We start from the raw sequence: 25,773 nt of genomic DNA, 5'->3' as shown, positions 1-25,773 counted from the left end.
TTGCGATAGCGATTCAGCCGGTATGACCAGCTAGACCTTAAGGCCGACAAGCGCGCTTCACGCTGGCAAGCGAGATCCCGAAGTGTTCTGCGGTCGCTTTAATGCTCGCTGAGTTCTCTTTGCGCCAAATAGAGACTGCTGCATCGTCAATTGCCTTTGCACGTCCGAGCACCTTGCCCTCAGCCTTCGCCTTGACGATCCCAGCCATCTGACGGGTTTTGATGTTCGAGCGCTCCAGCTCCGCAACAGCGGCCAACATGGTGAGCATGGCTTTGCCAATGGGCGTGGACAGGTCAAACCCTTCCCGCAAACTGATGATTGAAACCCCCTTGCCTTGCAGTGCCTCAACCGTGTTCAACACGTCGATGGTATTGCGCCCAAGGCGGTCGACAGCGGGTACGATCAGTGTGTCTCCCTTGCGTATGAACTTGAACAGCTCGGCGAAGCCAGGGCGCTGTAGCGCCTTCACACCCCCCGATACGCCCTCGTCAGTAAACCAGGTTTCGACATTGTGCGTCTGTTCAATGCTGTGCCGCTGAGCACCAACGCTCTGCTCGCCCGTACTGACCCTGAGATACCCGATGACAGCCACGATATGTCCCCTATAGTTAGCTCATTATCTATGGCTCTAAATGTAGGCGTGGCTCATAGGAAAAACAACAGATTTGAGCCATATCTTTTGAAGGGCTGATTCAGTAGCTCAAAAAGTACACGTTGCGAGCCACTACAAAGTGGCAAAATGACCAGGGCAGTTCTAGCCTAATTAGTTAAGTTGCTCGTTATCCATTTCTGCTTCATGTCAAATGGTCGGGGCCTAAAGCACATCACGCCAAACCCCATCGGATTCGATCAACCGAACAAGAGCTTGGGCACTGAATCCCTCGGCATACAGTGTCTCCTCCTCAACCTCATCTATCTGCTCAAGCGACTGCAGATAATGCTTTTCATCGCGCAAGGCGATTTCCATGATCTCGCGGGAGACGACGTGGAAGCCATCAACGATCTCACCATCAAACTCAATCGAAGTATCGACAATCCAGGCATGCAGGGTTGGCAGCGGATTGAATTCACTCAGACAAAGTTCCGAACGCAAACCATGATCATTTAGCAAGGCCTGAAGCACAACCGGGTGTTTGCGCTTTAACTGCCTCGCCGCCTTGCGCAGGGTATTGGTTCGATGCAGCCAGACTTCATGGTCAGTTGAACGGATGAACCCCGACTTGACCTCCAACAGCAACATTACCCCATCCAAGTGACAGATCAGGTCAACCTCACCGACATCGCGCTTATCACTCAATGGTGGTTGGTAGCCCACGACGACGCGGAATCCTCTCTGCCTGAGTGTTTCGGCGAGGGTGTGTTCAATACGCTCCGTTTCGCTGCGTAAAGCAGGCCGGCGTTGATCAACTCGACGCAGGTTATTCACTACTGCGGTCAGGTTGTTCTGTTGACCGGCAACCCAGGGAAACTGAAAGCTGTAGCGTCCGATCTTGTAGAACGGGCGCTCGTACAGTCGTGGGGCCGGCATGTTAGGTGTCTGCCTCATCTGCTCGGATAGTGCCAGCAGGTCACTGGTCCAGAACTTCAGGATGGCACCGGCCGCTTCGGCGTCGCCCTCGGGATGTTCAGGGCTGACGGTCCAACCACAAATGCGACGGATCTTTTCTTTCGGCTCCGACCAGGTTATAGGGAAGCGGTTTTCGCCTTGCACAAGCCCTTCAAGAGCCAATCGACCAAGTGCATTTGCAACTACACCTGAGTCATCCATATAGCGAAGAAATGGCTGAAGAAACTCCTGCTCGAAAAAAACAGTCGTCAACTCACTGGCCAATACAGCGTGATGTAGGGCTATCTCAGTTCCATCGTTGAGTCTGACCCGCTCACCCAGACCGAAAATCGTCTGCAGGTAAAGCTGACTGCGGATGGCCTTGATGTAGGCAATCTGATTCGCCTCGTGGTTTTCCGGTTTACCGATGATCTTGCCAGCCATTTCCGAAACTGAGAACTGGTCAATCGCGCGATACATCCAGTAGTGCCATAGCAACCGGCTTTTGCGCTCGGTACGCTGCCAGCGCCGTGAACCCGCATCGGTTTTGTTGAAGATGACCGACTGTCCCGGATTGAGCTGGTAACCGCATTCACTGTCAAAACAGAACCAATTGATGGAGCCCTCGTAGTCGATACGCTCGCGCATGGCGACAATCAGCAAGGCGAGCGATTCGAGATTGGCTGCGGACTCTCGCCCTACACCTGGCTGTGGAAAAAGAATTGGCGACAAATGACGCTTGAGAGAGAGCCCAAGCGCTTCCTCGGTCAATCGAAAATCGCGCTCGGAGCAGTTTGACAGTTTGCGCAGGATGATCCGTTCATAGACATCCCAATCCCCGGTAGATGTTTCACTATCCTTAACTTCGCCCAGCCGCTCAAAAGCAAGCACGCTCAAATAGGACAGAAACTCAAGCAGCGAAAGCGACTTCAGGTGGGACTCAGCCAGAGCAATAACTTCGTCGAAGGGTTCGAGTTGCTCAAGTAGCCGATCACATACTCCAAAAAACTCGCACCAATCTTCGCTGCCGAGACCGTCTCGGAGATGCCGCCAGAGCGGTGAATCTGTGCGCGTAAACAGCTTCGAGTAACGAATCGCCCAACGCAACACATCTGGATGACTAACTGCCAGATGATCCAGCAACGCAGTGCTGATAGCGTCCTCAAAATGTAGAATACGCCCCAGCGCCAAGCTTGCCAGCTGAGCACCTTCAAGATTGATTGGTGCCCACCAGAAGGTCGCGGCAGCTAGCCCGGCAGCACGATTGCGAGTGGTATATTTGCCGCTCGGGCGTTGATCCAGAAAGTCGTGAAGGCACTCATCAAGTGCGGCGAATGGGGCAAACTGCTCCACATATCCAGCAAAGAGAGTTTGGTAAAATTCCTGGCACTGCCGATCCTGGCCCTGCATATCTGTTGATCCTTTTCCTGCCGTCGAATCTTGATATTCAAAGACATTGAAGCGAGCCACTCATATGAGACCCACAGCAAGGTCGGGCAATCTGTATGAAAGGAAATAGTTAGCACGTTTCCCTGAAGGGGGAAACTGCTGATGAGGAGCCAAGAACTGGCGATTACAGATGTGGTAAACAGGGCTGCAAATCAAAATGCCCCACAAATGCCCCACAAATGCCCCACAGAACTGAGGGGCCGGAAAAGCACAAGGGCCTAACCGAAGCTAAGCCCTTGTTGAATTTGGTCGGTGTGAGAGGATTCGAACCTCCGACCCCTTCGTCCCGAACAAGATTGCCACGATGGCTTTGGGACTTTCATTCAATGTTACAAAATCAGTCATCCTTATAAACCTCGCCATCTTCGTCGCAGTTGGGTGGATTCACAAACGTGACTGTCGATTTCACCTGCATACTCCCGTGGTTAATGCCAGAATTTTCTCGCTGCCCTCCATCGCCGTACTTCTTGGGAGCCAGCTTTGAAGCCAGCCATTTACGAGCATCGATCTGCAGGCGGGCACGAGCAATCACATCATGGTTAACTTTTACGTTCCCGTTGGCGTCGAGGAAGGTGTCATTGCTGCCGTCATCGGCAATCTGGAGGATCTCGTCGGCCAGTTTGTCGGCCAGATCCTCGCGCGCGCACGCGTACTGGTCCCTAAATTCTATGTAGCGTTCATCAGCCAACCAGCGCATCACCATGGATTTGGACGGCATACCTGGACGAGCAAGCACTGCGCGTAGACTCATCCCATCAGCAATGGCGCTGCATATGGCCTCCCCCAACTCGTTCGTGTATGCACTCCGACGACCTCTAGTTACCGATTTGGTATTCGACGTATTGGTTTCCACAGTGGAAACCTGAGGAGTGCAAACTGGGATCATAACCTGAGTTGTGGCATTCACATGTCCAGCGCCACTTATAGGAGCAGTAGGCATACTTGAAGATGAGGTAGCGTTATCAGGTGTTGTGATTCTTGACCATTTGTGCGTCTTGACCCGCTTGTTAATGGCGGTATGTGAAATGCTGTGCTCTATCGCTATCTGGCGCACACTCTGGCGCCCAGCACAGTACGCGAGTTCGATACTGTGCCAGTCTGGATAATCTGTTGTATGCATAGGGGAATTGGTCATAGGCGACCAGTATTTGCAAAGGTGCAGGTTGGAATCCAGCTCTACAGGGGTGGACCAAAAAATCGATGCCTGAATATGCGGCGATAAGCCAATCCACCTTTCCCCCTTTCAACTTCTCGCGCTTCTCCCCCCCCTGAGCATATGTGCTGTCTCTATGGTGCTATCTCGGTAGTGGCAGCCACGCCACGCCGACGGTGATGAGTCTGGCAATGCCACTTCTTGATGGTGTGGTTCATCCAGACAGTACAGAAGCAACCACCTTCACCAGCCCCCACCTCACCCCCACTTTTATTCGCCCCCACCCACACCATTAAAATTTACTAGCGGGGGCAGCTACAGCCCACTGTTTATGGTAGCTGCAGGCCGAATTACCCCTTTCACCCCCATTTTTCTTACATATACAAAAAAAGTGGGGGCGCAGTAGAGCTACCCCCACGCGCCCCCACTTTCTTACTCTGGCCTGACCGGCATCGAAACTATGTTCTTTTCGGCATCCCAGATGAGCAGCCCGTCATCAACCAGTTTATCGCGCCATCTCGTGCCCTTCTTGCTGTCCCATGTTCCTGCCTTCTTCATGCGCTTAATGATACTCCCCCACAGAGCCTTGCCATCCACCTCACATGCGTCTCTGACTTCTTGATACAGGGCTATGTGATTCCCGGACAGATTGCCAACCCCCTCCAACTCGTCAGGCTCTACAGGGTCACGGCCTGCATCTCGCACAACAAGGCTTGTCACCTCGTCTCCATCGTCGTCATAGGTAATCACACGGTTCTTAAGGTCATAGGCTCTCCTGGCTGGCTCCTCACCGTCCTTCATCTTGGTGCAAGTCAGCGTGACGGCTTGGGAGTCGCCACCTTCACGTTTTACAAACAGTTCCACATCGAGTGCAGCACGGAGGGCGCTGCTCCCCCTTGCACCGTTGTTTTCGTTCTTGCCAGTGTGGTGAACCATCAACACAGTAGCCCCAGTCCTCACTTTGATCTGGTCGCACCCGGCGATGAATCCCCCCATATCAGCGGCGCGGTTCTCGTCTCCAGCACCAAAACAGCGAGCAATTGTATCCACTACGATCAAGTGAACGGGCAAGCCCGTCTCCTCCTTCACCTGGTGGGCGGCAAGTTCCAGTTCGGCAACTTGAACGGGATCGGCCATGAATACCGGCATGTCGATCCGGTAGAAGTTGGGAACGTCGTGCCCGTTATTATATTCGTCGGCCCAAGCACGAATCCGGCGCGGCACACCCACTCCGCCCTCACCCACGATGTAGAGCACGGCACCCATCTCTACTTTCCGGCCATCCCAGGGCTTACCGGTCGCCACATGGCAGCCAAGGGACACAGCCACAAACGATTTGAAGCTACCCGACGGCCCGTAGATGGAACAGGTGCTATTCGTCGGCAACAGGCCCTTTACCAGAAAGCGATGCAGGGCATCAAATCCGGCATAACCGGACACCAGAGGGAAGCGAGTCTTGCGGGGTTGCTCCTGCTCGCACTCGTCGTTGGCAACTGGTCGAACAACCATGGCGGACACTTCCTGCCGGCGCGCAGGCGCCTTGCGAGGCTCTTTCATACCCTTGGTCATGCCGCTCTTCATGGTGGCAACCACCTCGGTGTGGCCCATGCCTGACGCCAGCGCGGCACGCTTCAGCTCGGCTGCGTCATTGGCGGCGATCTCCCCGCCGGCTACCAGTTGCGTGACCTTCATGGTCTCCCGGTTCAGGATCTCGTTACGGTGGCCATGGGGAGCGTTGGCGAGGGCATCCAGAGCGCCAGCCAATGCGGCGGCACCGTACTTGGTGGTTTCACTAGTCAGGGCCACAGGGGCAAATTCGGTGCGGGCCGGTGCGGTTGGTTTCATACGCTCCAGCAGGGCCGTGGGAGCTTCCGGCAGGGTGGAGAGGGGCGGGAACGTATCGCCCGGCAATGTCTTGTCGGCCTTGATATAAATCAACTGGTTGCCGGTTTTAACGTCCAAGCCCGGCCATGCGTCATTGATACACTGGCGAATAGTGGAAACGTCGAAACCTTCCGGCAGGCGAAACAGCCAGTGAAATGAACCGTCGACCTCGCCCTCCACCTCGCGCCATTGGATCGCCTCACCGTAAACGTCCTCGTCCGTGATCTCGATGCCGGGGAACAACTCGCCCCACAGCTCGAAGATATCTATGACGTCGGCACGCTTGTTACCGTCGTAGTCCAGCAGGATCACACCGTCCAGACGGACGCCGAAGCGGTCAGCGTCACGGCTTACCATGCTGGCAGGGTACTTCTGGCCCTTGGCGTAGGGTTGCGGGTTGCCGTTACTGCCCATCGGGATCAGCGCATAGCCTGCGGCCTCGATGTTGATGGCCTTGGTTTGCAGGGAGGTGCTCATACTGCCCCTCCTACCACGCGCATAACGGCGACTTTGCGGTCGAACAAGGTCAAGCCGTCATCGTTCTCACGGGCTTCTTCAAGGCGGCGCAGACTCTCGATGCGAACACTGTGCGTGCTGGGGAGAGTGCCATGCAGAGCGAACTGACCGCGCATGGCGTCTTTACAAATTTTCCCCGACTTTACGCGACGCTGGCTTTTGCTTGCCAGCGGTTGTACAAGTGCTACGATCTTGACGTCAGCTTTCAAAAACTGACCAACATCAGGCAAGTAAACCGAAGATGCCGCCGGATCAGGGCGGCTCTTTTTTTGGGCGTCGTTCAATGCTACTTGTGCATCACTCTGTTTGCTCATTACATAACAGCCTTTGCTGCTTTGCACACTGTCAATGCGCTTGTTGCAGTTGATCGGGACGAGCACAGTCAAAAGCAATGTAGGCTGGTAACGATAGATGCCGAACAGCTGAGATACCAGCAGGTGGGCAAGGTGAAAAATGAAGATGGTGCTGTTAATACTGCTCGCACGGTGCCTCAGCGCTTCAGAATAAGTAGCCATCTGCATGTTAGCGCACCTCACCGGTGTGATTGAACGTGCGGCTAGCGAGGAACTCAGCAATATCGCTGATGCGGTATTTCACCAGACGACCGACCTTGAGATAGTGCAGGTTGTAGCGGCCGGTAGAGCGCCAGACGGCAAGAGTGGCCGGCTTCAAACCGAGGGCTTCAGCGGCCTGCTTGTCATCGATGTGGATGGGCGGGTTGTCGGGATTAAAACCAAGTTGCACCGCAATTTGCACGGCAATTTCAGTCTTAAGGTTGAAGAAATCTTCGGCATGAGTGATAGGCATGAAACTAACCTCGTTCAGATTGATAGGACGCGGTTAGCTTAGGAATTGGCACACCCTTGATGATAGAGCTCTCTGTGCGCAGAGTGTATCCTCTGCGCGCAGAGCACACATATCTACTCTGAATTTGAATCCTTCGATTTTTTGGCTTTCTCGTATTTGGTAATCCATTTCTTCACAGTGAGCTCCGTGACCCCATAGTCAGCGCATTTACGACGAGCGAACTCGCTCCTATTGATTAAAGGACTTGCCTCCCATTCCTCCATGGCCTTTGCCACCCTCTCTCGGGGGATTTCGTAACGGCTATCTGTGGCCTTTTTCGATGCGCGCTGTAGAGCGCCATCAACACCCATTTTTATAATGCCTGACGCATTCCTCACCAGAGTCTGAAACATCAATGTAAGTCGATGATTCTGCTCCGCCAGAGAGCGGTAATGCTCATTAATGCTATGAAACCCTTTATCCATAGGAGGCTTACTGTTCAGGACGTCTACATAGATCATATGCTGCGCGGCAATCTCAGCCACTTGGGACGGGGTGTAGATCCTCTGAAGCTCCTCGGCCAATGCGCTTGTTTGTTCGTTGTATTCCTCCTCGGAAGTAATCTCCTTACCATGCTTCCAGCTTTGTTTGTCCATTTATCGCTCTCTGATACCCCCACTGGATAGATCGGTCCGCCAGACAGGTGGGAACTCTGCTATTCGCCCGTCGGGCTAGGCTGCCCGCTATTCGTTTGGTTTCTTGTTCCCCTCGTTCACCCGCAAATTACTGTCAGCGTTTGCTCGTCCTTCCTTCGACGAGCGACTTGATACCAGCCGCGTCCATCATGGCGCTTGTTGCCGTCTCAACGGACTGGCGCACGGGGTCAAGATCCAGACGGGCGTAGATTGCCGTAGCCTGATGAGTTTTGTGGTTAAGCGACTTGCCGATGATCGCCAGCGAAGCACCTGTCTTGGCCTGCCAGCTCCCCAAGGTGCGACGCAGATCGTGGATGCGTAAGTCGGTCATATCATAGGTCGCGGGGTCTATTCCAAACCCATCGGCCACCGCACGATAACGTCTCTCGGCAACAACGGGTGCTTGGGCAATCTGCTGCTCAGCATGTTGACACTCTTCAGCAGTGAGCTTGCCAAGAGCCTCCAGGTTGTCGAGTAAACGGCGCAAACTGGCGCGACGCAGGATTGCCAACCATGCCTTTTTTGGCTCGACCAGATGTCCAGTCTTGCCCTCGCCAGGGAACACAAAAGAGGTGTGGCCGATTCTGCGCTTACGGGTGATGAGGATATCCACGGCCTCGGGAGATAGAGGGACATTCTGCGGCGTGCCATTTTTGGTCATATTGATCCGCCAGATGCGGGCATCAAGGTCGATATCGCACCAGGCCATCTCCTGTACGTTGGAGCGTCTGGCGCCTGTCAGCAGCGACAACCAAAAGAAGTCAGCGAGACTCGACTCGTCGATTGCAGTAAAAAGGTATGGTAGTTCGGACGCTTGAACAAAACGATCGCGTGAAGGTGCCGGATTTTTTTGAATGCGGCTAGCCGGATTGGTACCGCTGAATATCTCCAAGTCGGCGGCGAAATTGAACACTGACGAAACGATGGCGAGCGCCCGGTCGGCCTGGGCTGCACTTTTTTTCGTGGTTTTGGTGTGGATCGCTTTGATATCTGCACGAGTGACGTGCGACAACTTCTTTGACTTAATCGGTTCCAGATACATGCGCATGGTGTCGCGATAGTCACGCTTAGTGCGCTCACCGATGGGAGTGCCATCGCGCTTGCGCTTCTCGACCAAGAACTGCTCGAACATCTCGGCAAAACTTGGCTCTTCCCTGATGGCCCGGCGAGCAGCGGCGGGGTTTGCGCCGGCGGCGAACTCACCAAGAATCTTCTGCGCCTCGTTACGGGCTTGCTCGACTGTCATTTCGGGGAAAGAACCGAGCTTGATCCAAGCAATCGAGGCTCCGGCACGCTTTACAACGTAGAAGGTGCGAGACCCCGCTGCGGTGAGCCGTACCGCCAGCTTCTGTACTTCGGTATCGTATACCGTAGAGCGCTTTCCAGACTCCGGCGGAGCTAGCGACAGTAGTGCCGTTTTGGTGAATTTTAACTTAACCATGCTCCAGCCTAACTCCTTCAGGCTAACACCGGGCTAACACCGGCTAACAAATAAGGCCAATATCCGTGTTAGCCCATAAAAGCAACGCTAGCCCTAAAGTCATATTTTGTATAGTGTAAATTAGATTGGTTAATGTGAGTGTGTTCACGCATTTTCTCATTCGTAATGCGAAGGTCAGGAGTTCGATTCCCCTTATCGGCACCATATAAAACAATGGGTTAGCTTGTTGGTGAAGCTAACCCATTGTGCTTTTTTGTAATTTGGCCCAACGCTGGGCCCAACATAATACAATCCATGACCCTCCTTTGCGATTTGCTACCCCTTCGTGTGGGTCAAGAATATCTTGTCGCAGTGATGGCGCGACTTGCTCATGTCAGATTGGTAAAGGGGGGCTTTTCTGGGCTTACTACTTAGTGATTTCTCCACACTATTTGTGCAGATGCGTTAGGAGTGAGCGGATAAAAGGATGGATAAAATTGGATGTAATGTTCTGGGCTGCGTATTTAGTGGCAGGAGTTGGATTCACTTGCGCATTAATTGAGGCCGACAGCGTTAGGAATATCTACCGCCTGTTGTACGTGATCATCTTCTTCCCTTTCTGGTTGCTGTGGATGAGTGGCTTACTGCTCACAATTTTTGTAGTCTGGTTGGCTAAAAAGTCATAGATAGAGCCTTAAGTGGTCTGGCCGTGGCCTCTTCAATTCCTGTTCAACTCCCTCAAATTTTCCTCAACGGGGGCGGGCCTGTTCAAACTCATTCAAAGTGAATGCCCCGCCCAATCCGTGAATAGCCGAAGTCACGCACCCCATCCGGTCGGTAGCCTTTGCCCCGCTCCTTGGCAAGGTATGAGATACGGTAAACAGCCTCGGTGATATTGTGGCTGTCAGTCATCAGATAGCCGTTCTCGGGAATGGATAACCGCCCCCCTTTGCGCTGCCAGATCTCGGCCAATGCTTCATACAATCGGGCGGGGTGGCGTAACTTGTCGCCGTCTATGAGAAGGGCCAAATGGTAGTGCTGGCGCTTAGCTTTCTCCTGCTCACGACACCACACGTATTCTAATCGCGTCCCGTGCTCTCTCGTTACATAGCGGCCAGCTTGCTTTAGGAATGCGCTCAGGCGCTCGCTAGTGGCTTCTCCCTCTCCCATGCTCAGGTCGAGCCGAACAAACAGCACCCGCCGATAACGCCTAACAGCTTCCACTATCCGCCGGATCATCTCGCTCAGTGGTTTGGTGTAGCCGCCGCTCGCAGGCGTGGTGTTGATCGGGTACTCGATACCTTGATAACGGTAAACGCACTGGTGGGTTACATGGCCATAGCGCTTGCCCTGCTTCCGCTTGGCTTTGCCTGTTACCTTGGCAGCAACAGCACTGGGCAGGCCATCAGCTAACATCATGGGGCCGTTCCCTGTTCTAGCCCCAGCTTGGTTTGATTACCCCCCATAAAGAGGTCTCTTCCCTCATAGATATTATAAAATACCGCTCGATTTTCCGGTTTTACTCTCCCCGCCAAACCGCACCAATGCTGGGGTTTACCCTGTTCATAGATCCCAATTAGCATGTCCCAATTAGCGTAAATAGTTTCACGCTGTATCAGGCCAGCGAACGGGCACAGCAACGGGCGGCAAGGCTTGCCGTTGGTGGTTTTCATCATGGGTGATATGCTCGATGGTGCTGGTGGCCGTCCTCGCCAAAGTAGGGCCACCAGCAGGTTATTGATTACGCCTCGGGTTCGCTCGGGGCGTTTTCTATGCTGGCCACCTCAGCAAAATCAGCGGAAACGTGATCCACTGGTTGGGGTAACAGCTCACCAGAACGGGGATCTATTGCGGGCTTGTGCTCTACTCGGAGTGGAAAGCGCCGCTTGCCTAGCGCCGATACCACAGAGTGAAGATTGCCGATGCCGATAAAGCGGCATTGTCTGGTGTTGATTGAATGCCCCGCCAGTAAAATCCGCCTTATGTATTCCCGCTGGGTCTCTTGCTTACGGGGCTCTGGTAGCCCCAGCAAAATGCAGTTTTTGGCATTTAACAAAAGGCTCATTGCTCACCCCCTTTTTTGGCGACGAGCGAAAATCCACTGCTCAAGCTCTGTCATGTCGAATCTGATAGAGTTGGGACCGATGTAGATCGGTTGGGGGAATTGGGCATCGGGACTTCTTCGCAGCCGTTCGACGGTAGAACGGCTAACACCAAGGTGGCGGGTTACTTCTGAAATCGGGATTAGCATGACACATCTCCTAATGCCATCGGGTCTCTTGCCGTGGCTTCGGAGCTATGAAAACAGAATTCGTAAAAATCAGAGGGACAATAGTTCAGCTATTTTTGTCCCTTAGTGCGACGAGTAATCGACCTTACAGTGTTGCGTATCTGATCGGGTTCGAGTTCCCAAGCATCGGCTAACAGCAGAATCCAGCAGGCGCTTTCTTTACTACCACGTGTACCGATTCCAAATTCCGCAAATTTGGCCCTAGCCTCTTCTATTGAAGTCAGCAAAGCTTTGGTGTTTTCATCAAGCTCCTTTTCCTCAGTTTTCTTGACCTTGGCGAGTAACTTGGCCGCATTGACGATCTCGCTCGGATAAACATTTTCCTCACCATGCAAAATTATCGACAAGCCAATCCGCTCTTCATTTTCTATCAAGCGTTCATAGTTTTTAACTATGCCACGAAGCCAATCATTGATGAGATCAGTTTGATGACTGGGCTTTACCCCTCTGGTGCCTTGATGCCCCACTCTCCACATACTTTCGTGGCCTGTTCTCATATCGGGTGCTAATTCAGCTAACTGAACACAAAGACTCACTTCACACCATCTTGCCTGCTCAGGTGTTAGCTGTTTTCGCTTTGTTCTCCAATCTCCTCTGAATTTGTCTATCGTGTCTCCTCGGTTGTTGATTGCGGTCAATGCCCTTGTCTGTAAGAGCTCCAAAATTTCGCAGTTCTCCATCAGGCCACCGGAACGGGCAGGCACGGCACCAAGTTCACAGCAGCCCAGATCCCACCAATGTTTTTTTAGTTCTTCAGCGGTCAATGGTTCCTTCAGTAGGTGGCTGATTACTGACTGGCTCATCGCTGATCCCCAAACTTTACACTGACCACGTTATCCGACTTGGCTTGCTTAGGTTGCGTTATGGTTGCCATGAAATCCCCCCAGCGCAGAAACAGCGCCCGCAATTTCTCGGCCATGCCGCCCACCTGATAGGTGCGGATTAGCCTGTCTTTGGGGATGTGGTTTAGCATCAGCTCGATCAGGCGCTCGGGGGCATCCAGATATTCAGCGGCCCCAGTTGCTACACTGCGGCGCAGGTCGTGCGGGCTGAATGGTACAAGCTCGGCAAGGTACTTGATGCGAACACGCTCTAGCGCTTTGGTTACAGCATCCCCTGTGATCGGGTGTCCGGCCTTGCTGGTGGATTCGAACACATAAGGGCCATTAGATAACGCCTTTTGCTGCTCGATAATATCCAGCGCCAGCGGGCACAGGGTTACAACGTGGGCGCGTCCGTTCTTGGTTTCGGGTATCGTCCAGCGGTCGCCGTTAATCTGCTCCCAGCGCATCCCTACAGCCTCAGAACGGCGTACAGCGGTCAGGGTTATCAAACGCAAGCAGTTTGCCACCGCAATCGATAGCACTACGTTAGACGCGATCCCACGGCCACCAGCAGCCACAGAACCGCCGCCAGCAGTCGCTTGTTCAAGTGCTCCCCATAACTGGCGCAATTCATCGCGGGCCAACCAGCGTTCACGGGGTGGGGGCATAGATGCGCCAAACATGGCGGGTTTGAGCAGGCGAGCTGGGTTGATCTCGATGTGACCTTGTAACACCGCATGATCAAGACACTGGTTCAGGACTATCAGCCCCTTGCGTGCGCCCTCTGCGGTCTCTACTCGGCGGAAGTGCTCATACAGTACGGCACGGGAGAGATCACACACTCGGGTATTGCCAATGGCCGATTCAATGTGGCGGGTGAACGTCCCCTCATAATCGCGCAGGGTGCGCGGGCCTATGGGCTTTGACTTGGCTCGCATCGCCAGCCAATCGCGGTAAATTTCGCCAAGAGTCGGCATCTCGATGTTCTTAGCCTTTGCTTGCTTGGCAGTTTGTCTAGGGTCTATACCCTGTTTAACTAACGCCACCGCATCGGCATGAGCGAGACGAGCAGCGGCTAAGGTTATGGCTGGATAATATCCAATCTGATAATCCATCTGTTTGCCGCCCACTCTGGCGCGATACACAAAACGTTTGCGGCCATCGGCGCGGATCTCGATGTGAAGTCCGCCCCCGTGGCGAGAGTGAACCGATACTCGCTTAACCGCCTTCCCTTCATCCACCACTAGTGAAGGGATCTCTCTATCTTGCCGGATTGCCACCTTGGACGCTTTCCCGCTCATACCTCACCCCATTTATGGCCCAACATTGGGCCCAACAGATCACATGGTATAGGGTGATATTTCATGACACAACCCGATACGAGAAATGGTGTGTAATCTCATGATTTTATTGGTTATTGACACCTTACCATGAGACACGGTGAAACAGGCTGAAATTGGCTAAATCTGGATTCGTAATGCGAAGGTCGTAGGTTCGACTCCTATTACCGGCACCAAATAAAACAAAAAGTTAGCTTCATTACGAGGCTACCCCTTTGTGCTTTTGGGCTTGTGGTACCACATCGAGCAAACAGCAGAAACATAACTGTATCCACTTACCTAGCCACTGGCAGGTCCTCCCAGCGGGAGATGTAACAGGGGCTCAGGTGCTCTTGGCGCATCATCCAATCGGTGGACCCCGTGCCTTGACTGGCCAAGCCTACGCGTCCCAATCCCTTGGCTTTGATCTGGTCCATCACAGCCATCAGCGCATCAGATTGAGCGGAAGACGGAGCAAACAGATCGGCCTGTTGCTGCCCCTTGGGAGTGAACTCACTCAGCATGACCCCGCCTTTCTGATAACGGTAACCGTCGCGCCAAATCTGCGGTAGCAACACACCCACTTGTTGCAGCAACAACGGGGTGTCATCGCTAGGGCTGACTAGCCGAACGCCAGCCTGCTCACTGTAGTAAGGCGCTCGTTCGTCAAACGGGCTGGTTCGCACTAACAGGTGCACCCGCTGGCAACACATCCCCTCGGCACGCAGCTTATCGGCTGCGCGAGCCATAAATTCTGACAACGCTTGAACCATTTCCCTGCGGTCAGTCACGCGCTCCCCAAAGGAACGGATCGAGAGGATCTGCTGCTTCGCCACCGGTTCAACGGTCAGCTCTGCGCAAGGCAAACCACGCAGCTCCTGTACGATCTGCACGATCACCACGCAGTATTGGGCGCGTAACCCCTTGGCATCGTTAGCCACAAAGTCAGCCACGTTGTTAATGTCTTGTGCCACCACTTGGCCCCCAAGCGCAGCGCGTCACGCAAGTCAACGACGCCGCCAGTGGCAGGCGCCTTCTTGGCTGCATAGTTGGCTAGCCTGGAAGGGTTGGCCCTTTATGCTGTTTGTGGATGAGCGAGACGGTGGGGCGTCAACGAGCGCAGTCAGCTGTCTCATTGATAACCGGCTTGCAATTGAGACGGTCCAACTGGTGCAGCGAGCCGTATTGGGCCACCAGCCGGTCTATGGCCATCTGGGCACAGGCTGTTCTGCTGGGCTTATTTTCAGGTATTGCATAACGAGCGGTGAGCCAGCCGCTGAGCAGTGCTATCCGGTAGCAACTTGGGATGTGCGTGAGCGACGTCCCTATATCCCTCCCGTGAATGAGGAAAGGCACGTTTGCCCAGTGATGGCCATTTCACACCTCCGATTTGCTTTCAAAATGGTGGGTCACAGCGCCCGCCTCCGGGTTGATGCTGATAAACGCCGGGGCTTGCGGGTTGGGTTGGTGGGTTTGCAGGCTCGAAGTAGTGTGCCTCCAGCGTGCACCGGCGATAAAGGTCGATCAGCTTGCCTTTGGCAATCTGCATCAGGTGGCGACGACACTCCTCCGCCGACGGAATATGCGCTTTCCTGATGAGCTGAAGGTAAATATCTTGCGCCAGATCTGCGGCATCGCAGGTATTGCCCAGCCTGTGCCTTAGCAGCGAGCAGAGCCCGTTATGCCTGAGTGTGTCTATTGATTCAAACCGCCTAGTAGGGGAAGCGGCTTGCGTTCGATTAGGAGGGGTCATTCTTGATCTTTTTGAGGATGAGCAATGAAAGTGGCGTCGGCTATGGCCCGGGCTGGCTGGTGTGCCAGTTCGATGAAGGCGCGCACATAGTCGATATTGGTATCAGCCTCGCGAGTGCCTAAGAAGATCTGTTTGGCTATGCCGTGCGGCCCCAGCCGTAGGGGCACCACCCCCATCCTAACGGCGTACTCGTCGACCAACCAGCGTGGCAAGGCTGCCACGCCACGGCCGCTGGCCACCATCTGCACCATGATGTCGGTGGTTTCTATGGTTTTGTGGCGCTTGGGCGTAACACCCGCCGGTAGTAGGAACTGGTTGTAGATATCTAGGCGCTCGATGTCCACAGGGTAGCTGATCAGTACTTCGCTAGTCAGTTGCTGGGGCTTCACATAGGAGGCTGAAGCCAGGGAGTGGTCTTTGGCTACGACGAGCACCTGTTCATAATCGAACACAGACTCGTAATCAAGGCCCGGTTTGTAGAGCGGGTCGGGGGTTACCAGCAGATCGATCTCGTAGCCAAACAGAGCGCCAATACCGCCAAACTGGAACTTCTGTTTCACGTCCACCTCCACGTCCGGCCAAGCCGTGAGGTAGGGCGAAACCACCTTGAGTAACCATTGGTAGCAAGGGTGGCATTCCATGCCGATGCGCAGCGTGCCACGCTCGCCCTGCGCGAACTGGCTAAGGCGCTCTTCGGCCAGATCAAACTGGGGTAGAACACGGTTGGCCACGGCCAGCAGGTACTGACCTGCCTGCGTCAGACGCAGGCTTCGGCCTTCGCGCAGCCAGACGTCGGTACCCAACTGTTGCTCGAGCTTTTTCATGCTGTGGCTCAAAGCTGACTGAGTGACATTCAGTACCCCCGCGGCGGCTGTCAGCGATCCTTGCTTTTCGACCTGCTGAACGATGTTGAGATGGATGCGCTCAAGCATTCAATGAATTCTACTCATAGATGTGTGAATTAAAACCATTTTAATTCATTGTCTCGGGTCGGCACAATCACCGTCATCAATTCTATGTATTCGTCGGAGCAGCCATGGTCCCGTCTAAAAATTCGAATCTCCCGAACGTCGGGGACGCTAGCCAAGCGGTGTCGTCCTGGTCGACTGATATGAACACCAAACTAACACGTCCACTCCGCGTAGTAGCTGTTTCAGGTGCACTTCAAAGCCCCTCCAAATCTGCAAGTTTGGCACAGTACCTGCTTGACCTGATTGCCGAGCAGGTGCTGTGTCAGCCGAAACTGGTCGATTTGGGGCTGCTAGCACCGCAGCTCACGGGGTCAGTCTGGCGCGCTCAGGTGACGGATGCCGTAGAGCAGGCGCTGGCCGTGGTCGAGGAGGCCGATGTTCTGGTGGTCGCCACCCCAGTTTTCCGTGGCTCGTACACAGGGCTGTTCAAACACTTCTTCGACCTCATAGGACAAGACACCCTGATCGACAAGCCCGTGTTACTAGCCGCTACTGGCGGCAGTCAACGCCACGCGTTGGTGATCGACCATCAGATGAGACCACTGTTCAGTTTTTTCCAGGCACGTACTTTGCCATTAGGTGTCTATGCCACCGACAAGGACTTCGTGGAGCGCGACCTGAGCGACCAGGCATTGATCGAGCGGGCCAGGCTGACGGTTCAACGGGCTTTGCCCTTGCTTGAGCTAACGCGCAATGCCAGACACTCTGCAGCCGAGTGCATGCTAACAGTCTGAAAAACCATCGTCCTTAATTGCAATAATCATTACAGGGAAGCGTCATGAGCCAAGACTTCACATTCAGCCTCAATAGCATCACTTTCGATGAAAGCTATCAACCATTGGACGGAACTCGCCTCACCACAAATTTCGCCAATCTGGCGCGTGGAGAGGGCCGCCAACAAAACTTGCGCAAAACCCTGAAGATGATCAACAACCGTTTCAATGACCTGGCGCATTGGGACAATCCCACGGGTAATCGCTACGCGGTTGAACTCGAGATCATCTCTGTTGAGATGTACAGTGGCATGCAGACCAGCACTGCGTTTCCGCTGATCGAGATCCTGAAGACCCACATCATCGACACGAAGTTGAACCGGCGCATTGATGGCATCGTGGGCAACAATTTCTCGTCGTATGTTCGCGATTACGACTTCAGCGTCGTGCTGCCTGAGTACAATGCTGCACGGGCGGAGTTCAGCATCCCCGACGATTTCGGCGTGCTGCATGGCAAGCTGTTCAAGCTTTTCGTCAACTCCGGCACCTATCAAGAACGATTTAGCAAGCTTCCAGTCATTTGCCTGAGTGCAGCGACCAGCAAAACTTACCAGCGCACGACCAATCATCACCCTATCCTCGGCGTTGAGTACCAGCAAAACGAGCTGTCATCGACCGATCTGTACTTTGCAAAAATGGGGATGCAGGTTCGCTTTTTCATGCCGCCCAAGAGCGTGGCTCCATTGGCTTTCTACTTTTTTGGCGACCTGCTGAGCGACTATACCGATCTCGAACTGATCGGAACCATCAGCACGATGGAAACGTTCCAGAGGATCTACCGCCCCGAGATCTATAACGCCAACTCGGTGGCAGGACAGCTCTATCAACCAAGTCTGAAGTCCGAGGACTACTCGCTGACGCAAATCGTCTATGACCGAGAGGAACGAAGCCAGTTGGCTGTCAAACAGGGCAAGTTCACTGAAGAGTACTTCATCAAACCGCACCAAGACGTCCTTGAACAATGGGTCGCCGAATCCACGTACTGATCTGACCGGCATTTGCCTTGAAGGAACACATTATGTTTGAAACTTCCATCACTGGTAGCCTGCCCAAACCGGCCTGGCTAGCTGAAACCAACAAGCTCTGGCCCCAATGGGCGGCTAAGGGTGATGCACTCCTGCAGGCCAAAGCCGACGCAACTCTGCTATGGATCAAGGCCCAGGAAGACGCTGGGCTGGATATCGTGTGCGATGGAGAGCAATCGCGCCAGCACTTCGTGCATGGCTTTCTGGAACAGGTCGAGGGCATTGACTTCGAGCACAAAGTGAAGATGGGCATCCGTGACAACCGTTACGATGCAATGGTGCCGCAGGTGGTTTCCGACTTGCGCCTGAAGGGCCGCGTACATGCCTTCGAGGCCCAACTGGCTCGAGCGCACACCAAGAAGAAGCTGAAGTTTACCCTGCCTGGCCCGATGACCATCGTCGACACGGTGGCAGACCGCTTCTACGGAGACAAGGCCAAGATGGCCTTTGCTTTCGCCGAATTACTTAACCAGGAGGCCCTGGCACTGCAGGCCGACGGTGTGGACATTATCCAGTTCGACGAGCCAGCCTTCAATGTCTACATGAAGGACGTAGCCGATTGGGGCGTTCGGGCGCTCGAGCGTGCGGCGCAGGGTCTGCACTGTAAGACAGTGGTACACATCTGCTATGGCTACGGTATCCAGGCCAATACTGACTGGAAGAATACCCTGGGCGATGAATGGCGCCAGTACGAGACGGTGTTTCCTGCGCTGGCCAAAAGCAGCATCGACCAGGTGAGTTTGGAATGCATGCACTCGCACGTGCCCCTCGAACTGCTGAAATTACTGGAGGGCAAGGATGTGCTGGTTGGCGTGATCGATGTGGCCACAGACGTAGTCGAAACGCCCGAAGAAGTTGCTGATGCTATCGGCCAAGCCCTGCAATTCGTGCCAAAGGAGCGGTTATTCCCCTGCACGAACTGCGGCATGGCGCCCATGCCGCGTGACGTGGCTCAGCGCAAGCTACAGGCCTTGGCTGAGGGCACGAAGTTGGCCAAGGAGCGCTTGGCCGCCAAGTAAGCACCGGTTCTGTCCAATAGGGCCCGTGGATGTGAAAGGTCGCGCCTGCAGTGCAGGCGCGACCTTTATACTATTGATGACATTACGTGGTGAGTTCGAGAGGGACGAGTCCTATGGGATTACAGTTTGGGCTGGAGGATGTAATTGCCAATTCGCAAGGAAACTGTCTGGCGATTAGAAACACAAGGTGTCTAAAGAAGCCAGGGCGATTCATTTCACACCTCCGGCTTGCGTTCAAAGTGGCGGGTTACAACGCCCGCTTGCGGGTCGATGCTGATAAACGCCGGTGCCTGAGGGTGGTACAGGTAGAGCCGCGCCAATTCAGCGCTAAACGCCTCGACGTTCGGTGCAATCACATGACTGGTATCCCCCTCCGCGTAGGTAAACGTCTCCAGCTTTTCCGTGTGAATCCAGATACCGAAGTACCAAGCGTCTTCATCGGTGTCGTATTGCTGCCAGCCCTGGGCCAACAGCGTCCGGTCGTAGTAGTAACGGTCAGCCTGATGGCTCCCCCGGTCGATGTGGCAACCCGTTCCGGTGAGCTCAAGCGAGATACGCCCTACCTTCAGAGCCTTCTTGACCCGGCGCAAGAGTGTGAGGGCCTTGGCTCGGCTGCGGCCATTACCAAGCGGGAGTGGCTGCTTAGCCCGTAATGCCAGGTGGCTCATTATCTTCGGCGCGGTGTTGTGGTTGAGCTGGCCGATGGCAGTGGTGATCTGTCGGGCGGACAGGGTGTTGTAATCACTCATGTCATGCATGGTTGGGCTTCCTTCAAATGCAAACAGCCCCTCGATGTGAGGGGCTGAATGGGGTTGTGGTTGGTTGTATTAGGGGTGGTGACAGAAGTGAACACAAGGGCTCTTGGGGGGTGACATCAATTATCGAGGGAAGACTCTTGTCATCCTCTCAAGACCAGTCGAATGTGGACTGACGGCCTACAACCATTGCTTGAGGCGGTTGACGTCTCACTGATAGCAGCGTTGGTGGCGGTGCCAAATCACCCGCTCGACGGCAGCTTCCTGTAGCGCAGTGGTCACGATGCGGGGAAGAACCAGATTTGTTCCATCCCAGTTATCCAGGGCCAGCACGCCGGAACGCACCTGTCCTGCCAACTACGTGTCGATCTTTTGGGTCAGCTCCAGCGCGATGCGCTCATCGATATGGGCTCAGAGCATGGTAATAGTGAGCTCTGGCGCCATTAGTGGTGCTGTGGACGTTGTCATGCTCATGTGTGACTACTCCAATCTGGCGCATCATTGCTGCCATGGTTGACGTAGGCCCCGACAATCACCCGTTGCCACTCGCCGACCGGTTGGCCCGCTGCATTACAGGGGCAACGAAAGCGGGCAAAGCTAATCTCTCGTGGCAGGTGCTCACGCATGTCACGTGGACTGACAAAGAGCATGGTCTTGTACAGCACCGGGTTGGGCGCGACCAACAGATTACCGATACGCCGCCCTTCGATATCGTGGGCATAGGCGAAACCTGGCAGCATCAACTGCTGGGCGATGAGCTTTGCCAGCCCAGGATGTACACACATAGCTTCCGCCACGGCGGCCTGACTAAAGCTGTCGATGAACTCAATCATACTGAGCTCCTTTGATGTTTGATGTAAACCCAGAAGGGATGAATCGGGGGAACATGGATTACAGCATTCCACGCTCAGCCATGGAGACGACCCCTTCGGCGCCAATCACCAGGTGGTCAAGTAGGCGGACATCCACTAGCGCAAGGGCATTGCGCAGGACGTCCGTGATTTGCTTATCCGAAAGGCTGGGCTCCGGGTAACCAGAGGGATGATTGTGGGAGCAGAGGATAGCTGCACTGTTAAGCGCCAAGGCTCTCTTGACTACTTCTCTTGGATGCACACTGGCAGCAGTCAAGGTCCCGTGAAACAACTCCTCCAGGGCAATAACGCGATGTTGATTATCAAGAAACAGCACGGCAAAGGTCTCCCGCTCTCGTCCTTGAAGCAGGGTTTGCAATCGTTGAGCTGCCATCTGGTGAGAGGTGATTGCAGAACCTTTGGCAAGTCGCTTGCGGGCAACCTGGTTGGCCATATGCAGCAGGTCTTGCTCGGTCACAGGTTCGGTAACGACATAGGTGCCAGGGAATTCCCCAGCCTTGAGTTTGTGGTAACGCATTATGGGTTTCTCCAAATAAACAAAAACCCCGACACGCAAATAGCATGTCGGGGTTAAAGAGAGGTAATTGGGGCACACCTAGGGGAGATCAGGTGGCTTTGGGAATAGCTCCGGCTCTCGACGCTGGCGTACTCTTCGCCGGCATCAGCTACTCTGGGGCCAACACACGTTCAGCAGGCTAGCCAGAGCAAGGCAGCAGGCTTCCACGACCACAGATATACGCTGTAGCACTGAATGGTTAGGCCACTATCACTTACAACCTGCGTCTCTCCCTCCCGATTGATGACCTCAGGATCAATGGCTATCGGTTTTTTAGGCATCATCGACCTCCTCTTGAGGTAAGGGGTCACTCTCCACGCAATAGCCGTGATGGATACAGGTGCGCTGCAGGTTGCTCAGAAAGTCTCCCAGTACACGGGGCTGATCAGAGAACGGGACGGGCCCTGCCTGGCTACGCCAGAAACAGCGGCGCGTGGGATCCACACATATTTCATCTATCGGCTGGCTCATGGTGCGCCAGTCCTCAGCATTGGTGAGGGAGAGAAGTTGCCACTGCATGCCAGACCAACGTAGATGCAGGGTGACGGTGCGGGCGTTCGGGCTACCAGGAGTCAGATGCAGCAACCAGCGCTCGCCCCGGCGAGTCGGCTGCAGTTTGGCTTTGGCGGCGACCAGTCCCAACCAATGGCGCGAGTAGTGGGTCAGCGGCAGTTCTTTAGTCATCACACACCTCCTAATCCCCACTCACGATGACGGTGAAATACCCCAACTGGCCGTAGTCAATGAAATTGCTCTGCCACAGAGCGAACAGTTCGCGTGCTTCCACGCCGTCCAGTGGTCCCCAGCCCCGCAGATAGTGCTCGTTACAGGAGCAGTTGAAGTCAAGCTCCTTGCAGAGCTCCGCATCCTGGCCGAGCCCCTGATAGCTAAAGTCGGTGATGTAATCGAAGACCCAGCCGTGCAATCCCCGAATAAGCCGTAGCTCGACAGGGTGGACACCACCGGTTTCGGCACTGTAATCGGGACTGCGAAAGTTGAAGGTTAGGGTCGAGAGGTTGTTGAGGTCGAGCCGTTGCTCTCGCACAACGCTGCGCAGTAAACCAGGTAGCTTAGGAGAAATCGGCAGAGACATTCCTGCCAAGTGAAATGGCATAATCATAATGATGTGTCCTTCTTGTATCGAATGTGAGAAGCGTTAATCCCTGAACCAACGCCAGGCGCGGTAGAGGCCATAGGTGGCTGCAAGGGGGCCCGCCAGCGAAGAAGCCGTTGTACCCAGTAACGCACCGACTGCAGCGGTCACAGCGGTAGTCGCTGACAGGGTCGGTACCGTGCTGCTGGCCATGCCAGACAGGGCGACCTGAGGGCGCTTCTGGGTCACTGTGCGAAGTGCCTGATGTGCGATACACCCCGTGGAAATGAGCTGGTTAATCTGCTTGCTGTAGTGAAAGCCCTCGATGCACCAAAGCACGAAGTGTTCGCAGTTGTTAAGGAGCGTGCTGTAGTGGGCCTCTCCAAGGCGGGAGTAAGCACGGTCGATGCTCTCTTCCCGATTGAAAACACGCGAACGATGGTGCTGGATACGGTAACCCCGCCCCTGGCCAAACTCGGCAAGCGTGGTGATGGCTATCTGACCGGAATGTATTCCGGCACTTACCCCCTGGTAGTGGATGACCTGATAATCCCCCAGGTAGAGGCCATGGTGCTGGTAACCGGCACGGGGTGAAACGAGGTGGTCCCCCGGTTGTGGTAATGGCATGGTTAATCCTTGTCTTTGTAAGAAAAGCGGCATAAACAAAAAGGACACCATCATGGTGTCCTTTAGGGGAGATGTTCTGTTGATCAGGAAAGAGGGACTCTTACTAATCCATCGGTTGAAGCGCACCTGGTTTTCTAGACACTTTGTTGCTGAAAAATAAACTGCCTTTCAAACTCTACCGGCGACAGCCCATCATTGGAACCATGACGCCTGATTGGGTTGTAAAACATCTCGATATAATCAAACACATCGCTGCGGGCTTCGTCTCTTGTCGCGTAAATCCTGCGCTTGATCCGCTCCCGTTTGAGCAACTGAAAGAAGCTCTCGGCGACCGCGTTGTCGTGACAGTTACCCCGTCGGCTCATACTGCAACTCAGGTTGTGGGCCTTCAGAAAGTCTTGCCATTCACCACCGGTAAACTGGCTGCCCTGATCCGAATGCACCAGTACCGGCTGCTTGGGTTTGCGCCGCCAGACGGCCATCAATAACGCATCAACCGCCAAGTCTGCCGTCATGCGTGACTTCATCGCCCAGCCGACGATCTGGCGAGAGAACAGGTCGAGCACCACCGCCAGGTACAGCCACCCTTCTTGAGTGCGAATGTAGGTAATGTCAGTCACCCAGGTGATGTTGGGGGCTGGCACCTTAAACTGACGTGCCAGCGTGTTTGGGGCAGCTTGCGTGCTCTTGCCTCCATAATGCCCCTTGCGGCGTTGATAGCCCGTTTGCGAACGCAGTCCCTCCCGCTTCATTAATTTGGCCACACGGTGCTTGCCGCAGGCTTCCCCTGCGTCACGAAGGTCGCGATGGATCTTGCGATAACCGTAGACAGCACCACTTTCCAGCCAGGATTGCTTGACCAATCCGGTCAGTCGTTCGTCCTCCTGCTGTCGTGGCGATGTGGGCTGTTTCAACCACGCGTAGAAGCCACTTCGGTGAACCCCCAGGGTCTGGCACAGGGTAACGACACTGTACCGGTCGAGTCGGGAGGTTATGAACGCGTACCTTTCCTTGACTCGCTGGCAAAGTACGCGGCGGCCTCCTTTAGAATATTGCGCTCCTCGGTGACCTGGCGCAGTTCAGTTTTCAGGCGGCGGATCTCGGCTTGCAAGGCAGACTCTTCTATCTGCTGGTCAGCAGGCTTACCGTACTGCTTGAGCCATGCATACAGGCTGTGGCTGGATACCCCGATGGCACGTGCAACGTCAGCCACCGGCCGCCCGCGCTCGGTGATTTGTTTAACGGCTTCTATTTTGAATGTTTCTGGATAACGCTGACGGGTCATAACACCTCCAATAGTTGCCTCATTTTAAGGCTGTGAGGTGTCTAGGGAACTGGGGGCGATTCATTTGCCCCTTCTTGAACATACGATAGGAGGTATGTACCTCCAACATCCTACCCAGATGTGACAGCTGGGTGTTGCAGCGCTCCAGGTAGCGATGTAAGTCTGTCTGAATCTGCCCCACTGACTCATTCCGGAACCTTACGGCTTGGTCGTCCGCCTCTTGATAAGGAAGTGTTCATCCAGCATGGTACGATGCAGTCGTTCGATAAAGTCATTGCTCTGTGGCCTGCGTACCGTGTTAGTCCAGAGTTCAATCCCCCAGTTGCAAGAACAGCTCGTTGGGATGATGGTCAGGGCGTCCGCAGAACGCGCGCCAGTTATCTGACAGGAGATGGGATAGACACACGGTTCATGTGCTTCAAAGAACGGCAGGACCGTTTCATTGAGCACATGAACCGAAGTCACCGGCAACTTGCCGGTATAGTGCCGTCCCCAGGCATGACGGTTTTAGCCGTCCAGCACGATTTCCAGATACACCTTGTCCTCCTTGAGTACACCGACGATGAAGGTATCGCACGCCACCAGTTCCCCAATGTAGTTAACTTCGATCTGGCGTTCGCGAAACTCAGGACTGAAGCGCTAGAGCAGGCGAACTTATTCATCATTGAGCTCCATCGTCTACTCCCGATGGGTTTTCTCGAGGCACAACAAGCGGCCGAGCTTGGAAAGCAGGTCGTGAAGTTGTCATACGCCACTCAGATCGCCCGCACTGACGTTGATGCTTTGCAGACACGTCTTTGTGCAGACCACAGCGGGTACTGGGTTGGATTGGTGAGAGAGTTATCGAGGATGGCCTGTTCAATCTCGGGAGCGACCCGGTTGGGATGTGCCCTTTACAGCCGGGCAGTTTGTCGAGCAAGCCCTCGGCCGATCAGCTTGCAGGCTTTGCTTACGTTATTGAGATCTTTGGCGAGCTTTAACAAGCGGAGTTTACAGCGTGCTATTTTCTCGTTGCAGGTCAACGGTGACTCCAGATAACACGGTAGGGATACCGTTTTGTTATCCGGTTTGAAGCCATATGACCACTCCCTTGTGGACAACAGTCAGGTGAATAGCACTTTCATACCTTTGTCACCTACCTCGATTTGGCTTCTCGACATGA

Annotated in this window: 26 protein-coding genes and 3 pseudogenes; 3 read left to right on the top strand and 26 right to left on the bottom strand. The window is 54.4% G+C overall.

Annotation, left to right across the window (positions count from 1 at the left end; genetic code table 11):
• Positions 1-37 precede the first annotated feature (37 nt).
• The 18 genes and pseudogenes from I6L48_RS10940 to I6L48_RS10860 all read right to left on the bottom strand — a co-directional run bounded on the left by I6L48_RS10940 (position 38) and on the right by I6L48_RS10860 (position 16,567).
• Positions 38-592: a recombinase family protein gene (locus tag I6L48_RS10940; RefSeq protein ID WP_216987200.1), complete on the bottom strand. Its 555-nt coding sequence runs from the start codon at positions 590-592 to the stop codon at positions 38-40.
• 222 nt (positions 593-814) lie between these two features.
• A complete protein-coding gene (locus tag I6L48_RS10935; protein ID WP_254203209.1) occupies positions 815-3,016 on the bottom strand; it encodes an NERD domain-containing protein in 2,202 nt (733 codons plus the stop codon).
• A gap of 316 nt (positions 3,017-3,332) precedes the next feature.
• Positions 3,333-3,848, bottom strand: coding sequence for a terminase (locus I6L48_RS10930; RefSeq protein ID WP_254203208.1), 516 nt, complete (start codon positions 3,846-3,848; stop codon positions 3,333-3,335).
• A gap of 414 nt (positions 3,849-4,262) precedes the next feature.
• A pseudogene (locus tag I6L48_RS20790) lies at positions 4,263-4,375 on the bottom strand (IS5/IS1182 family transposase); the annotation flags it as partial.
• A gap of 205 nt (positions 4,376-4,580) precedes the next feature.
• Complete coding sequence (locus I6L48_RS10925; RefSeq protein ID WP_216987199.1) at positions 4,581-6,509, bottom strand: helicase RepA family protein; 1,929 nt, start codon at positions 6,507-6,509, stop codon at positions 4,581-4,583.
• The gene (locus I6L48_RS10920) at positions 6,506-7,069 is read right to left on the bottom strand and encodes a hypothetical protein (protein WP_216987198.1); all 564 of its coding nucleotides are present in this window, start codon (positions 7,067-7,069) and stop codon (positions 6,506-6,508) included. Before I6L48_RS10920 ends, I6L48_RS10925 begins: the two co-directional genes overlap by 4 nt.
• A 1-nt stretch (position 7,070) precedes the next feature.
• Positions 7,071-7,355 carry a helix-turn-helix domain-containing protein gene (locus I6L48_RS10915; protein WP_216987197.1) on the bottom strand — a complete coding sequence of 95 codons (285 nt, stop codon included), beginning with the start codon at positions 7,353-7,355 and terminating at the stop codon, positions 7,071-7,073.
• 113 nt (positions 7,356-7,468) lie between these two features.
• Positions 7,469-7,990: a hypothetical protein gene (locus I6L48_RS10910; RefSeq protein WP_216987196.1), complete on the bottom strand. Its 522-nt coding sequence runs from the start codon at positions 7,988-7,990 to the stop codon at positions 7,469-7,471.
• A gap of 133 nt (positions 7,991-8,123) precedes the next feature.
• Positions 8,124-9,470, bottom strand: a complete 1,347-nt coding sequence (locus I6L48_RS10905) for a tyrosine-type recombinase/integrase (RefSeq protein WP_216987195.1) — start codon at positions 9,468-9,470, stop codon at positions 8,124-8,126.
• Positions 9,471-10,223: 753 nt separating this feature from the next.
• Positions 10,224-10,868, bottom strand: coding sequence for an inovirus-type Gp2 protein (locus I6L48_RS10900; protein ID WP_216987194.1), 645 nt, complete (start codon positions 10,866-10,868; stop codon positions 10,224-10,226).
• Complete coding sequence (locus tag I6L48_RS10895) at positions 10,865-11,125, bottom strand: hypothetical protein (RefSeq protein WP_111900804.1); 261 nt, start codon at positions 11,123-11,125, stop codon at positions 10,865-10,867. The genes I6L48_RS10900 and I6L48_RS10895 overlap by 4 nt, the downstream gene beginning before the upstream one ends.
• A 65-nt stretch (positions 11,126-11,190) precedes the next feature.
• Entirely contained in the window at positions 11,191-11,514 is a 324-nt protein-coding gene (locus I6L48_RS10890; protein WP_216987193.1) for a hypothetical protein, read from the bottom strand.
• A gap of 3 nt (positions 11,515-11,517) precedes the next feature.
• The gene (locus tag I6L48_RS20965; RefSeq protein ID WP_216987192.1) at positions 11,518-11,700 is read right to left on the bottom strand and encodes an AlpA family transcriptional regulator; all 183 of its coding nucleotides are present in this window, start codon (positions 11,698-11,700) and stop codon (positions 11,518-11,520) included.
• A gap of 89 nt (positions 11,701-11,789) precedes the next feature.
• Positions 11,790-12,542, bottom strand: a complete 753-nt coding sequence (locus I6L48_RS10880) for a hypothetical protein (RefSeq protein ID WP_216987191.1) — start codon at positions 12,540-12,542, stop codon at positions 11,790-11,792.
• On the bottom strand, positions 12,539-13,864 hold the full coding sequence (locus tag I6L48_RS10875; protein WP_216987190.1) for a site-specific integrase: 1,326 nt from the start codon (positions 13,862-13,864) through the stop codon (positions 12,539-12,541). The genes I6L48_RS10880 and I6L48_RS10875 overlap by 4 nt, the downstream gene beginning before the upstream one ends.
• A 314-nt stretch (positions 13,865-14,178) precedes the next feature.
• Entirely contained in the window at positions 14,179-14,856 is a 678-nt protein-coding gene (locus I6L48_RS10870; RefSeq protein ID WP_254203207.1) for a DUF4113 domain-containing protein, read from the bottom strand.
• Between the two features lie 403 nt (positions 14,857-15,259).
• Positions 15,260-15,635: pseudogene (locus I6L48_RS10865) on the bottom strand (sigma factor).
• On the bottom strand, positions 15,632-16,567 hold the full coding sequence (locus I6L48_RS10860; protein WP_039041234.1) for a LysR family transcriptional regulator: 936 nt from the start codon (positions 16,565-16,567) through the stop codon (positions 15,632-15,634). The pseudogene I6L48_RS10865 and the gene I6L48_RS10860 overlap by 4 nt, the downstream one beginning before the upstream one ends.
• 179 nt (positions 16,568-16,746) lie before the next feature.
• On the opposite strand from I6L48_RS10860, the gene msuE reads away from it, so the two are divergent.
• From msuE to I6L48_RS10845, 3 genes are read left to right on the top strand one after another with little or no spacing between them, the layout of a single operon-like run.
• Entirely contained in the window at positions 16,747-17,340 is a 594-nt protein-coding gene (msuE, locus tag I6L48_RS10855; protein ID WP_052258931.1) for an FMN reductase, read from the top strand.
• Positions 17,341-17,384: 44 nt separating this feature from the next.
• Complete coding sequence (locus I6L48_RS10850; protein WP_039041232.1) at positions 17,385-18,365, top strand: DUF1852 domain-containing protein; 981 nt, start codon at positions 17,385-17,387, stop codon at positions 18,363-18,365.
• Positions 18,366-18,397: 32 nt separating this feature from the next.
• Entirely contained in the window at positions 18,398-19,423 is a 1,026-nt protein-coding gene (locus I6L48_RS10845; RefSeq protein ID WP_182975915.1) for a methionine synthase, read from the top strand.
• A gap of 215 nt (positions 19,424-19,638) precedes the next feature.
• Here I6L48_RS10845 and I6L48_RS10840 read toward each other — a convergent pair whose 3' ends face one another.
• The 8 genes and pseudogenes from I6L48_RS10840 to I6L48_RS10805 form a co-directional block, all read right to left on the bottom strand.
• On the bottom strand, positions 19,639-20,181 hold the full coding sequence (locus I6L48_RS10840; protein WP_216987189.1) for a hypothetical protein: 543 nt from the start codon (positions 20,179-20,181) through the stop codon (positions 19,639-19,641).
• 467 nt (positions 20,182-20,648) lie between these two features.
• Positions 20,649-21,011, bottom strand: a complete 363-nt coding sequence (locus I6L48_RS10835) for a hypothetical protein (RefSeq protein WP_053288301.1) — start codon at positions 21,009-21,011, stop codon at positions 20,649-20,651.
• A 58-nt stretch (positions 21,012-21,069) separates the two neighbouring features.
• Positions 21,070-21,567, bottom strand: coding sequence for a DNA repair protein RadC (gene radC / locus I6L48_RS10830; protein WP_010673722.1), 498 nt, complete (start codon positions 21,565-21,567; stop codon positions 21,070-21,072).
• Positions 21,568-21,879: 312 nt separating this feature from the next.
• On the bottom strand, positions 21,880-22,290 hold the full coding sequence (locus tag I6L48_RS10825) for a hypothetical protein (protein WP_216987188.1): 411 nt from the start codon (positions 22,288-22,290) through the stop codon (positions 21,880-21,882).
• A gap of 10 nt (positions 22,291-22,300) precedes the next feature.
• Positions 22,301-22,726 (bottom strand): DUF2787 family protein, encoded by a 426-nt coding sequence (locus I6L48_RS10820; protein ID WP_216987187.1) that lies wholly within the window; start codon positions 22,724-22,726, stop codon positions 22,301-22,303.
• A 36-nt stretch (positions 22,727-22,762) separates the two neighbouring features.
• Complete coding sequence (locus I6L48_RS10815; protein WP_216987186.1) at positions 22,763-23,326, bottom strand: lecithin retinol acyltransferase family protein; 564 nt, start codon at positions 23,324-23,326, stop codon at positions 22,763-22,765.
• Between the two features lie 134 nt (positions 23,327-23,460).
• Positions 23,461-24,611, bottom strand: a protein-coding gene (locus I6L48_RS10810; RefSeq protein ID WP_111736006.1) for an IS3 family transposase whose coding sequence is annotated in 2 segments (ribosomal slippage) — positions 23,461-24,374 and positions 24,374-24,611 — 1,152 coding nt in all. Because the reading frame shifts where the segments join, the coding sequence is not laid out codon by codon here.
• A gap of 19 nt (positions 24,612-24,630) precedes the next feature.
• Positions 24,631-25,633, bottom strand: a pseudogene (locus tag I6L48_RS10805) (IS481 family transposase).
• Positions 25,634-25,773 lie beyond the last annotated feature (140 nt).

The organism is Aeromonas sp. FDAARGOS 1418, from assembly GCF_019048585.1.
In the GTDB taxonomy this organism is placed as follows: Bacteria; Pseudomonadota; Gammaproteobacteria; order Enterobacterales; family Aeromonadaceae; genus Aeromonas; species Aeromonas caviae.
The sequence above is the reverse complement of the archived record's forward strand: the minus strand, read 5'-3'. Positions and strand labels throughout refer to the sequence as shown.

Bases quoted from the DNA above. Each gene is read 5' to 3' on its own strand.
- I6L48_RS10835 (WP_053288301.1), bottom strand. From the start codon at position 21,011: ATGATTGAGTTCATCGACAGCTTTAGTCAGGCCGCCGTGGCGGAAGCT.
- radC (WP_010673722.1), bottom strand. From the start codon at position 21,567: ATGCGTTACCACAAACTCAAGGCTGGGGAATTCCCTGGCACCTATGTC.
- I6L48_RS10850 (WP_039041232.1), top strand. From the start codon at position 17,385: ATGAGCCAAGACTTCACATTCAGCCTCAATAGCATCACTTTCGATGAA.
- I6L48_RS10815 (WP_216987186.1), bottom strand. From the start codon at position 23,326: ATGCCATTACCACAACCGGGGGACCACCTCGTTTCACCCCGTGCCGGT.
- I6L48_RS10900 (WP_216987194.1), bottom strand. From the start codon at position 10,868: ATGATGTTAGCTGATGGCCTGCCCAGTGCTGTTGCTGCCAAGGTAACA.
- I6L48_RS10895 (WP_111900804.1), bottom strand. From the start codon at position 11,125: ATGATGAAAACCACCAACGGCAAGCCTTGCCGCCCGTTGCTGTGCCCG.
- I6L48_RS10920 (WP_216987198.1), bottom strand. From the start codon at position 7,069: ATGCAGATGGCTACTTATTCTGAAGCGCTGAGGCACCGTGCGAGCAGT.
- I6L48_RS10925 (WP_216987199.1), bottom strand. From the start codon at position 6,509: ATGAGCACCTCCCTGCAAACCAAGGCCATCAACATCGAGGCCGCAGGC.
- I6L48_RS20965 (WP_216987192.1), bottom strand. From the start codon at position 11,700: ATGCTAATCCCGATTTCAGAAGTAACCCGCCACCTTGGTGTTAGCCGT.
- I6L48_RS10915 (WP_216987197.1), bottom strand. From the start codon at position 7,355: ATGCCTATCACTCATGCCGAAGATTTCTTCAACCTTAAGACTGAAATT.
- I6L48_RS10860 (WP_039041234.1), bottom strand. From the start codon at position 16,567: ATGCTTGAGCGCATCCATCTCAACATCGTTCAGCAGGTCGAAAAGCAA.
- I6L48_RS10905 (WP_216987195.1), bottom strand. From the start codon at position 9,470: ATGGTTAAGTTAAAATTCACCAAAACGGCACTACTGTCGCTAGCTCCG.
- I6L48_RS10880 (WP_216987191.1), bottom strand. From the start codon at position 12,542: ATGAGCCAGTCAGTAATCAGCCACCTACTGAAGGAACCATTGACCGCT.
- I6L48_RS10875 (WP_216987190.1), bottom strand. From the start codon at position 13,864: ATGAGCGGGAAAGCGTCCAAGGTGGCAATCCGGCAAGATAGAGAGATC.
- I6L48_RS10910 (WP_216987196.1), bottom strand. From the start codon at position 7,990: ATGGACAAACAAAGCTGGAAGCATGGTAAGGAGATTACTTCCGAGGAG.
- msuE (WP_052258931.1), top strand. From the start codon at position 16,747: ATGAACACCAAACTAACACGTCCACTCCGCGTAGTAGCTGTTTCAGGT.
- I6L48_RS10890 (WP_216987193.1), bottom strand. From the start codon at position 11,514: ATGAGCCTTTTGTTAAATGCCAAAAACTGCATTTTGCTGGGGCTACCA.
- I6L48_RS10845 (WP_182975915.1), top strand. From the start codon at position 18,398: ATGTTTGAAACTTCCATCACTGGTAGCCTGCCCAAACCGGCCTGGCTA.
- I6L48_RS10820 (WP_216987187.1), bottom strand. From the start codon at position 22,726: ATGATTATGCCATTTCACTTGGCAGGAATGTCTCTGCCGATTTCTCCT.
- I6L48_RS10825 (WP_216987188.1), bottom strand. From the start codon at position 22,290: ATGACTAAAGAACTGCCGCTGACCCACTACTCGCGCCATTGGTTGGGA.
- I6L48_RS10840 (WP_216987189.1), bottom strand. From the start codon at position 20,181: ATGCATGACATGAGTGATTACAACACCCTGTCCGCCCGACAGATCACC.